Annotated in this window: 6 protein-coding genes and 1 pseudogene; 2 read left to right on the top strand and 5 right to left on the bottom strand. The window is 66.7% G+C overall.

Annotated features, from left to right (window positions below; genetic code table 11):
* Nucleotides 1-231: 231 nt before the first annotated feature.
* The 3 genes from embR to A5691_RS24225 form a co-directional block, all read right to left on the bottom strand.
* Nucleotides 232-1374 carry an ATPase/transcriptional regulator EmbR gene (gene embR / locus A5691_RS24235; protein ID WP_068015272.1) on the bottom strand — a complete coding sequence of 381 codons (1143 nt, stop codon included), beginning with the start codon at nt 1372-1374 and terminating at the stop codon, nt 232-234.
* Between the two features lie 296 nt (nt 1375-1670).
* Entirely contained in the window at nt 1671-3569 is a 1899-nt protein-coding gene (locus A5691_RS24230; protein ID WP_068015275.1) for an ABC transporter ATP-binding protein, read from the bottom strand.
* Nucleotides 3566-5323 carry an ABC transporter ATP-binding protein gene (locus tag A5691_RS24225; RefSeq protein ID WP_067779652.1) on the bottom strand — a complete coding sequence of 586 codons (1758 nt, stop codon included), beginning with the start codon at nt 5321-5323 and terminating at the stop codon, nt 3566-3568. Before A5691_RS24225 ends, A5691_RS24230 begins: the two co-directional genes overlap by 4 nt.
* 183 nt (nt 5324-5506) lie before the next feature.
* Here A5691_RS24225 and A5691_RS24220 point away from each other — a divergent pair, with 183 nt between their 5' ends.
* Together A5691_RS24220 and A5691_RS24215 are read left to right on the top strand one after the other, a co-directional pair.
* Nucleotides 5507-6064 carry a DUF3558 domain-containing protein gene (locus A5691_RS24220; RefSeq protein WP_067761192.1) on the top strand — a complete coding sequence of 186 codons (558 nt, stop codon included), beginning with the start codon at nt 5507-5509 and terminating at the stop codon, nt 6062-6064.
* Nucleotides 6061-6603: a DUF3558 domain-containing protein gene (locus A5691_RS24215; protein ID WP_067779649.1), complete on the top strand. Its 543-nt coding sequence runs from the start codon at nt 6061-6063 to the stop codon at nt 6601-6603. Before A5691_RS24220 ends, A5691_RS24215 begins: the two co-directional genes overlap by 4 nt.
* 1 nt (nt 6604) lies before the next feature.
* Here the strand turns inward: A5691_RS24215 and A5691_RS24210 are convergent, their stop codons facing one another.
* Together A5691_RS24210 and A5691_RS29240 are read right to left on the bottom strand one after the other, a co-directional pair.
* Nucleotides 6605-7105 (bottom strand): histidine phosphatase family protein, encoded by a 501-nt coding sequence (locus A5691_RS24210; RefSeq protein ID WP_156675517.1) that lies wholly within the window; start codon nt 7103-7105, stop codon nt 6605-6607.
* 17 nt (nt 7106-7122) lie between these two features.
* Nucleotides 7123-7289: pseudogene (locus A5691_RS29240) on the bottom strand (hypothetical protein); the annotation flags it as partial.
* Nucleotides 7290-7485 lie beyond the last annotated feature (196 nt).

Here is a 7485-nt window from a genome sequence, read left to right as displayed (position 1 = left end):
ATTTTGCCGCTTTAGGTGATAGGGCCCGAAATCCGTGCCCACCCGCGAGGCCTGCTCATCACTCATCGCTGATCCTTATCACCCAACCACCACAGCACCGACACCCCACAATTGCCGGGCGCACCACCTGCCCGCAACCCCACACCCAGCAACCACGACCGTAAGCCCCCACCCACCCCCACGCACCACAAACACCCCGATCCGCCTGGGCTGGTGATCCCGGTCGAGCGCCTAAACCTGGGTGTCCGCGGCGATCTGGAAGGTGAACTCGTGGTCGCAGATGCGCACCTGGTCGCCGTCGCGCAGCGTGGCGGCCGAGCGGATCCGCTCGTGCTGCACGTGGACCCCGTTGGACGACCGGAGGTCGTTGATGATGAAGCTGGTCCCCGTGTCGACGATGACGGCGTGGTGGCGGCTGACTTTCGGGCTGTCGAGGACGATGTCGTTGTCCGGGAGCCGCCCGATCCGGGTCGCCGCCGCTCGCAGCGGATAACTGCGTCCCGACGTCTCGTGCAGGTAAGCGATCGCCTTCTGCCCGGACACCATGGTGTGTTGTTCGAGCACCGTCACCGTGTCGACGGCGGCGGTCTTGGCGGTTCGTTTCACGTCCAGCGGTTCCTGCCGCAGGATCTGCTCGTTGAGCGACCGCAGCGTCGGGCCCGGATCGATGCCCAGGTCATCGGCGAGCGTCGTCTTGACGCGTCGATAGGCGGCCAGGGCGTCGGATTGGCGGTCGGTGAGGTAATAAGCCGTGATCAACTGCGCCCACAGCGGCTCGCGATAGGGGTGTTCGGCGGTCAGCGCCTCCAGTTCGGTGATCACGGCGGACGCACGCCCGCACGCGATTTCGGCCTCTGCCTTCGCGCCGTGGACCAGAATCTTTTCCTCGACAAGGGAAGTGGCGAAGGTGTCGACGAACTGGAACTCGCGCAAGTCCTCGAGCACCGGTCCGCGCCATTCCGCCAACGCGGCCGCCAGGTGCCGGCTGGCGTCTTCGAATTTGCCGGTGGCTGCGGCGTGTACACCCGCGGTCTTTTCGGCGATGAAGCGTCCGAGATCGTAAGCGTTTTCGGCGATACTGAGCCGGTATCCCGGCGGCGCCGCCGCCAGCACCACCCGAGGGTCGATGCCGGCGGTGCTGAGCAGCTTGCGCAGATTGGACACATACGAATGGATGCTGGCCCGTGCCCCCGACGGCGGCTCGTCGTCCCATAGGGCCGTGATGAGCCGGTCGACCCCGACCGGACTGTTGTGGTTCATCAACAGCATGGCAAGCACCGCCCGCTGTTTGGGAGTGCCCAAGGCCACCAGGCTGCCGTCGACACTCATCTCCAACGGTCCGAGCAGACCGAGTTCGAGACGTTTGTCCACCATCGCCTATCGGTCCTTCCGGTCCTGCGCAGCGCACCTTTGAGATGTCCTAGCTTGCCATTGTGATATCAATCCCTGCGATTTCGGTAGTGACCCGCGAATTGTGCGTGTTCGACGGCTGGGCGCTGATCGCACCGCGGGTGATGAAAAGCGTTCCCCGCCACAAGGACGTGGGGCGCCTGTCGCGAACGGGTCTGGCGCTCAGGCGAACACGCACAAGGCGGACAAGGTTCCGATCTTGGCCTTTTCGTTGCCTCAATAAATTCTCAACGTGACGTCGCAGCGACCCCCGCGTCGGACTAGGCCCTGGTCATGGCGTAGTAGGCGCCCCGCCGGGCCAGCAGCTCGGCGTGGCTGCCCTGTTCGACGATCCGGCCGGCCTCGATCACGACGATGCGGTCGGCGTCCCGGATCGTCGAAAGGCGGTGCGCGATAATGAAACTCGTACGGTCGCGGCGAAGTTCGGACATGGCGCGGGCGATGAGCGCCTCGGTGCGGGTGTCGACCGAGCTGGTCGCCTCGTCCAGGATGAGCAGCCGCGGCCGGGCGAGGAACGCCCGCGCGATGGTGATCAACTGCCTCTCGCCCGCGCTGATGTTGCCGCCGCCTCCGCTTACTCGGGTCTCGTAGCCGGCGGGCAGCGTGTGTACGAACCGGTCGACATAAGCCGCCTGCGCGGCCCGCACCACCTCGTCCGCGCCGGCCCCGGGCCGCCCGTAGGCGATGTTCTCCGCGATCGTCCCGTCGAAGAGCCAGGTGTCCTGCAGGACCATGCCGATCCCCGAGCGCAGCGACTGCCTGCTGACGGTGGTGATGTCGACACCGTCGAGCAGGATCCGACCGGAGTCGACGTCATAGAACCGCATGAGCAGGTTCACCAGCGTGGTCTTGCCGGCCCCGGTCGGCCCGACGATCGCCACCGTGCTGCCCGGCTCGGCCACCATCGACAGGTCGTGGATCACCGGGGTGTTCGGGCGGTACCCGAAGGTCACGTGTTCGAACTCGACTCGTCCGGCGCGATGTGTGGCCCCGCTGTCGGCGGTCGGTTCGGGGTCCGCCGTTTCTTCGGGCTCGTCGAGCAGATCGAACACCCGCTCCGCGCTGGCCACGCCGGACTGCAGGGTGTTGTACATCCCGGCCACCTGGCTCAGCGGGGAGTTGAACTGCCGGACGTATTGGATGAAGGCCTGGATGCCGCCCAGGGTGATGTGGCCGGTGGCCACCTGCAGGCCGCCCACCACGGCGACGGCCACGTAGCCCAGGTTGCCGATGAACGACGTCGCCGGTGCCACGAGTCCCGAGAAGAACTGCGCGCCGAAGCTGGCCCGGTAGACGTCGTCGTTGTGGTCGCGGAACTGTTCGCGCGCGGCGGCCTGATGGCCGAACGTCTTGACCACCGTGAAGCCGCTGTACGTCTCCTCGATGTGGGCGTTGAGGCGACCGATGCTCGTCCATTGGGCCACGAACAGGCGCTGCGCGCGCCGCGCGATCGCGCGGGTGGCCACCAGCGACAGCGGCACCGTCGCCACGGCGATCAGGGCCAGCAGCGGCGAGATGGACAGCATCATCGCCAGCACGGCGACGATGGTCAGCACCGACGTGACGAGCTGGCTGATGGTCATGGACAGCGACGACTGCACGTTGTCGATGTCGTTGGTCACCCGGCTCAACAGCTCGCCGCGCTGGCGCCCATCGAAGTACGACAGCGGCAGCCGGTGGATCTTGTCCTCGACGTCGGAACGCAACGCGACCATGGTGCGCTGCACGGTCACGTTGAGCAGGCGCGCTTGCGCCCAGATCAGCAGCGCGGAAACGAGATACAAACCCAACGCCAGCACCAGGGTTCGTGCCACCGCGGCGAAGTCCACGCCTCTGCCCGGCACCACGCTCATTCCCGAGAGAAGGTCGGCGAAGGTGTTGTCGCCCCTGGCCCTGGCCGCGGCGACCGCCTGTGCCTTGGTGATGCCCGCGGGGAGCTGACGTCCGATGACGCCGTTGAACAGCAGATCGGTGGCGTGGCCGAGGATTCGCGGAACGACGACCCCGATCACCGTGCCGGTCACGCCGAGGCTGATCACCGCGATGCTCAGCCGGCGTTGGGGCGCAAGCCGTCTCACCAGCCGGGCGGCCGAACCCCAGAAGTCGCGGGAGCGTCCGGCCGGGGCCGGGGTCAAGCCGCGAGTGGCCGTCACGGTCATGGCGCGCCCCCGACTTGGCCCGATCGGACGGCGCTGACCGATTGGGAGTCGGCGAACTCGGCATAGGTGGCGCAGTCGGCGAGCAGCGATTCGTGCGTGCCGGTGCCGACCAGTCTCCCGCTGTCGACGACGATCACCTGGTCGGCCTGGGCGGCGGTCGAAACCCGTTGCGTGACAACGATGACGGTGGACTGACCGGTAATCCGCTTCAGCGATTCGCACACCCGCGCGTCGGTGTGCACGTCAAGCGCGCCGAACGAGTCGTCGAAGAGATAGATGGCCGGTCGGCGGATGACCGCCCGCGCGATGGCCAGTCGCTGCCGCTGACCGCCGGAGAAGTTGATTCCGCCCTGAGCCACTCGCATTCTGAGCCCGTCATCGTGTGCGCGCACGAACCCGTCGGCGTCGGCCACGCGCAACGCTTGCCACATCTCGTCGTCGGTCGCGTCCGCCTTGCCATAGCGCAGGTTGTCCGCCACGGTCCCCGAGAACAGGTAGCCGCGCTGGGGAACCAGCCCGATCGCGGACCAGAGCCGCTCGGTGCGGTAATCGCGGACATCGACGTCGTCCACCAGGACGGCGCCGCCGGTGACGTCGTAGAGCCGGCAGATCAGCGACACCAGCGTCGACTTGCCCGAGCCGGTGCTGCCGACGATGGCGGTGGTGGTGCCGGGCCGCGCGGTCAGCGAGATGTCTTGCAGGACGGGCCTGTCGGCGCCCGGATAGGTGAATGTCGCGCCCGCCAGGCGCACCATTCCGGTGATCCCGCCGCGCGGGAACACCGGGCTCCGCGGGTCGTCGACGGCGGCCTCGGTCGAAAGAACTTCGGTGATCCGTTCGGCGCAGACGGAGGCTCGGGGCAGTACCACCAGCGTCATGGTCGCCATCAACACCGCCATCAGAATCTGGGTGAAGTAGGCCAGGAACGCGGTCAGCGACCCGACCTGCATCTGGCCGCGATCGATGCGCAGCCCGCCGAACCAGATCAGGGCGACGCTGGACACGTTGACGGTCAGCGTGGTCACCGGCAACATCAACGCCTGCCAGTTGCCGGCGGTCAGCGCGGTATCGGACAGCGCGGCGTTGGCCCGGCCGAACCGCTCCCGCTCGTAGCCTTCGCGGGCGAACGCCCTCACCACCCGGATGCCGGACAGCTGGTCGCGCATCACCCGGTTGATGCCGTCGATCAGGCCCTGCATCCTGCGGAACAGCGGGAGCATGTGCGACATCACCCAGTAATTGGCCACGGCCATGATGGGAACGCTGACCAGCAGCAGCCAGGTCAGCGCCGCCTCCTGGTGGATGGCCATCACGATCCCGCCGATGCACATGATGGGCGCGGTGACCAGCACGGTGCTCGAGATCTGAACGAGGTACTGGATCTGGCGGACGTCGTTGGTGCTGCGCGTCAACAGCGTGGGCGCGCCGAAGCGGTCCGTCTCGTGTTCGGAGAAGGTGGTGACGTGTTCGAACATCGCTGCGCGCAGGTCGCGACCGAAGCCCATGCCGGTCTTCGAGCCGAAGTACACCGCCGCGATCGCGCACAACACCTGCAGGCCTGTGACCGAGAGCATCACCAGGCCGAGCCTGACGATGGTGGCCGTGTCGCCCTTGGCGACGCCCTCGTCGATGATGGCGGCGTTGACCGTCGGCAGGTACAGCGATGCCAGCGTGCTGATGAGCTGGAGCACCATAAGCGCCGCGACCAGCCGCCGGTACGGCCGGATGTACTGGCGCAGCAGTGCCAGGAGCATTTCGTAACTGTCGCACACGGCGCGTCCCGCGGCCGCCAGCAACCGCCGGATGGTCTAACTCGGCCGCCGCATGCGGTGACGCGACTGAAACGCCTGCTCAGGCGCGTCGGTGGTTGACCTGCTGAGCTGCCGCTACAGTGCATCGTGTGGACCGGCAGCAGGCTGAGAAGAAGCAGGGTAGCGGTGCGGCGTAACTCGAGGGCGCTGGCCGTTGCGGCGACAGCCTTGGCGATCCTGATCCCCACGGTTGCGGCGTGCTCGGATTCCGGGAGCAACAAACCGGGCGCGACGTCGTCGACGGCGCCGGGAAACTCGGAGGGCCACCACGGGCCGATGTTTCCCCAGTGCGGCGGCATCAACGATCAGACCGTGGCGGAGCTGACCAAGGTGACCGGCCTGATCAACACCGCCCGGAACTCCGTCGGTTGCCAGTGGCTGGCCGGTGGCGGCATCCTCGGCCCGCACTTTTCGTTCTCCTGGTATCGCGGCAGTCCCATCGGGCGTGAACGCAAGACCGAGGAGCTGTCGCGCGCGAGCGTCGACGACATCAACATCAATGGCCACGGCGGCTTCATCGCCATCGGGAACGAGCCCAATCTGGGTGACTCGCTGTGCGAGGTGGGCATCCAATTCCAGGACGACTTCATCGAATGGTCTATCAGCTTCAGTCAGAAGCCGTTCCCGCCGCCGTGCGACATAGCCAAGGAATTGGCGCGCCAGTCGATTGCGAACTCCAAATGAGCAGAAGTAGCGTCCGCGCCCTTGTCGCCGTCTTGATCACCGCGCTCGTCGTGTCGACCGGATGTTCGAGGTCCGTCGCCGGTAACGCCGTGAAGGCCGGCGGTCCGACGCGTAACAACAACTCCCAGCAGCAGTATCCGAACCTGCTCAAGGAGTGCGAGGTGCTCACCAGCGACATCCTCGCCAAGACGGTGGGCGCGGATCCGCTCGACATTCAGAGCACCTTCGTCGGGGCGATCTGCCGGTGGCAGGCGGCCAACCCGGCCGGCCTGATCGACATCACCCGGTTCTGGTTCGAGCAGGGCAGCCTGAGCAACGAGCGCAAGGTCGCCGATTTCCTCAAGTACAAGGTCGAGACGCGGAACATCGCCGGGATCGATTCCATCGTGATGCGCCCGGACGACCCGAACGGTGCGTGCGGGGTGGCCAGCGACGCGGCCGGCGTGGTCGGCTGGTGGGTCAACCCCCAGGCGCCCGGCATCGACGCGTGCGGTCAGGCGCTCAAGCTGATGGAGCTGACGCTGGCTACGAACTCCTGAGTCAGCGCGGGATTTCGAACCCGATCAGGGCGGCGCGGCCGAGTTCGAGGCCCTTCCATCCCGACGTGACCGTCAGCACGGCGATCGCCGACGTCGGGAACTTGATCGAAATCCGTTCCGCCACGGCAACATCGGTGCCGGCACCGCCGAGGCCGAGTGCCACCGCGGACATCGTCGGCTCGTGACCGACGACAAGCAGCGTCCCGACGTCCTCGCTCACGGCGTTGATTTCCTCGATCATCGTGCCCGGGGTCGCGCCGTAGAGCCGCTCGCTGTACCGCACCGGGGCGTCGATACGCGTGGTGGCCAACGTCTGCCGGGTCCGCGTCGCGGTGGAACACAGCACGGCGTCGATGGCCGGGGCGTTGGCGCGCAGCCAGTCGCCCGCGAGGCCGGCCTCGCGAATTCCTCGCGGCGCCAACGGCCGCTCGTGGTCGGCGACGCCGGGCGGGTAGTCAGACTTCGCGTGACGCATCAACAACAACGTGCGCTGGTCTTCCACGGGAGTCACGCTAACCCCTATGCGGCGTCGTCGTCATCGTCGTCGTCGTGGAGGAGTTTTTCTCCGGTGGTGGAAGGTGTTGGTGCGGGGTCGGCCGTCGATGTCGGTGCCGGGATTTCGCGTGGTCGGTGACGTGGTGGACTTCGGAGAGGTAGCCGGGCACGATGCAGTCTGAGGATGAGCAGGGTTGTGCGTGTCTAGGTTATTGCGGCTCCCAGTGGCGTGCTGTCCTGACTTACCAGTAGTCCGTCCGACGAACGGTCGGATGCGTCGGTTGGAGGGAGTTGCAGGCATATGGGTGTCCAGACTGCGAGTGAGGTGTTCTACGACCCCTACGACGTCGAACTCAACGCCGACCCGTATCCGCTGTTTCGGCGGCT

Origin of the sequence: Mycobacterium sp. E183 (assembly GCF_001667735.1) — a bacterium.
In the GTDB taxonomy this organism is placed as follows: Bacteria; Actinomycetota; Actinomycetes; order Mycobacteriales; family Mycobacteriaceae; genus Mycobacterium.
This window is presented reverse-complemented; position numbering and strand designations above follow the sequence as displayed.